The sequence below is a fragment of the Streptomyces sp. NPDC054956 genome, from assembly GCF_053609185.1.
Genome location: NZ_JBSGXB010000568.1, coordinates 1 through 2,270, shown reverse-complemented (window position 1 = coordinate 2,270; position 2,270 = coordinate 1). Strand labels below are relative to the sequence as shown.

The window sequence follows — 2,270 nt, the reverse complement described above, 5'->3', positions numbered from 1 at the left end:
GGGCCGGCCTGATCGGCAAGACACCCCCTGGGTGACGGCCGGCGGTGCCGCCCGCGCGGGGGCACCGCCCGCTGCGGGGGAGGGTCAGAACAGTCCCAGGGCGTTGTCCAGGGACCAGACCTGCCAGCCCATCGCGAAGAAGGCGACCCCGGAGATCAGGGCCATCATCAGGTTCTGCCCCTGCTCGCCCCAGTCGTGGATCATCAGCACCAGGTAGACGAGGTTGAGGACCAGCCCGGCGATCAGGGCTATCGGGGTCAGGAACCCCGCGATGAGCCCGAGTCCGAGCGCCAGCTCCGCGTAGGCGACGAGGTAGGCCATGAAGCGCGGGTAGGGCTTCACGACCACGTCGAAGCCGCGCGTGACGAAGCCCCAGCGGTGCTTCTCGGCGACCCCGGCGGCCCAGCGGATGCCGCCTCCGCCGAACCAGTCCTTCTTGTCCTTGTGCCGCCAGCTCTCCAGCCACCACAGCCCGAGCCCGATCCGCAGAACGGCGACCCATTCGGGTCCGCCGAGCCAGATGGTCTGCATCCTCGGTTCCTTCCCTCGATCAATCTGACGATGTGTCAGTTTCGAGGCAAGGGGACCCGCGTGGCAAGGGCTCAGCCGCAGACGACGGAGACGGACTGGACGAGGTTGTTGCCGAAGCCGCCCCGGTTCCACGGCTGTTCGAGCGGCTGGGTACGGCCCGAGGCGTCGGTGGCGCGCACCAGGAGGGCGTGCACGCCCGGGGTCGCCGTCCAGTCGGCGTGGAAGCCCTGCCAGGCGTACGGGTGCTCACCCGGCGGCCGCACCTCGGCGTCGGCCCAGCCCAGGCCCCCGTCGGCGCTGAACTCCACGCGCACGACCGCCCCGTACCCCGACCACGCGCGCCCGGCCAGCCGCACCGGGCCCGGACGCACGACGCGGGTGCGCGACATGAAGTCGGGGAATCCGGGCGGGATCAGCAGGGCGCGCGGGGCGATGCGGGTGACGGGCTCGCCGGACTCCTCCCGGCTCTGCTTGAATCGGTAGGCGACGGCCTGCTGGAACCCGCCGAAGGCCGAGTCGACGAGCTCGATGTCCCGCAGCCACTTCACGTGGGCCATCCCGTACCAGCCGGGCACGACCAGCCGCAGCGGATGCCCGTGCTGCGGGGGCAGCGGGCCGCCGTTCATCCCGTACGCGAGCAGGACGTCCGCGTCGGCCGGCAGCGGCAGGCTGCGCCGGTAGTCCTGCTCGACGCCCCGCTCCACCCCGTGGTCGGCGCCCGTGAACACCGCCTCGACGGCGTCCGGCGCGACCCCCGCCCCGGCGAGCACCGTGCGCAGCGGTACGCCCGTCCAGTCGGCGGTGCCCACCGCCTCCAGCAGCCACGGCTGGCTGACCGGCCGGGGGGACAGCCGGGCCCGCCCGTTGCCCGCGCACTCCATGGTGACCCGGCGGGTGACGGCGGGGAGCGCCCGCAGGTCCCGTAGCCCCAGCTCCAGGGGGTGTGCGAGGTGCCCGCGGACGGTGAGCCGCCAGCTGTCGGCCTCGCCCTCGGGGATGTCGTAGTGGACCAGCACGTAGTGCAGGCCGGGGGGAGTGACCTCGTAGCGCATGGCCTCCAGGGGCAGCCCGTGGTTGCGCGCGGCGAGCGCCAGCTCGTCCTGGCCGATGCCCTCGCCGGCGCCGGCGACCCGTCCGGGCGCGCCGATTCCGCCGAGCCCGTCGATTTCGTCGAGGAAGCGCTCCTCCATGCGTCCATGCTCCCGCGCCGCCGGTGGACCGGCGACTCCGCATGCGGATCACCCGGACGGACGGTATGACTTGATCTGTCCCTTATGCGATCGGAGTGACGCGTGGACGACTATCCGCTGCTCAACCTGTTCTGGACCATGCTCTGGCTGTTCCTGTGGGTCATGTGGTTCTTCCTGCTGTTCAAGGTGATCACGGACATCTTCAGGGACCACGACCTGCACGGCTGGGGCAAGGCCGGCTGGCTGGTCCTGGTGCTCCTGCTCCCGTACATCGGCGTCCTCGTCTACCTGATCGTCCGCGGCCACGGCATGGGCAAGCGGGACCTGAAGCAGGCGGAGGCGCAGGAGAAGGCCTTCCAGGACTACGTCCGGCAGGCGGCGGGCGGCACCGGCCACAGCCCGGCCGAGGAACTCGCGAAGCTGTCGTCCCTCAAGGACAAGGGCGACATCACTCCGGAGGAGTTCGCCAAGGCCAAGGAGAAGCTCCTGGCCTGAGCGCCCCCAGCAGGACCTGTCGGACCCGTGCGGGGACCGGACGCGTGCCGTCCA

General features: G+C 71.6%; 3 protein-coding genes. 1 reads left to right on the top strand and 2 read right to left on the bottom strand.

Annotation, left to right across the window (positions count from 1 at the left end; genetic code table 11):
- Positions 1-84: 84 nt before the first annotated feature.
- Positions 85-531, bottom strand: a complete 447-nt coding sequence (locus ACWGDE_RS38310; RefSeq protein ID WP_453393706.1) for a DoxX family protein — start codon at positions 529-531, stop codon at positions 85-87.
- 71 nt (positions 532-602) lie between these two features.
- Positions 603-1,721: a sulfite oxidase gene (locus ACWGDE_RS38305; protein WP_453393705.1), complete on the bottom strand. Its 1,119-nt coding sequence runs from the start codon at positions 1,719-1,721 to the stop codon at positions 603-605.
- A 102-nt stretch (positions 1,722-1,823) separates the two neighbouring features.
- Between ACWGDE_RS38305 and ACWGDE_RS38300 the strand changes: the two genes are divergently transcribed.
- On the top strand, positions 1,824-2,216 hold the full coding sequence (locus ACWGDE_RS38300) for an SHOCT domain-containing protein (protein WP_453393704.1): 393 nt from the start codon (positions 1,824-1,826) through the stop codon (positions 2,214-2,216).
- Positions 2,217-2,270 lie beyond the last annotated feature (54 nt).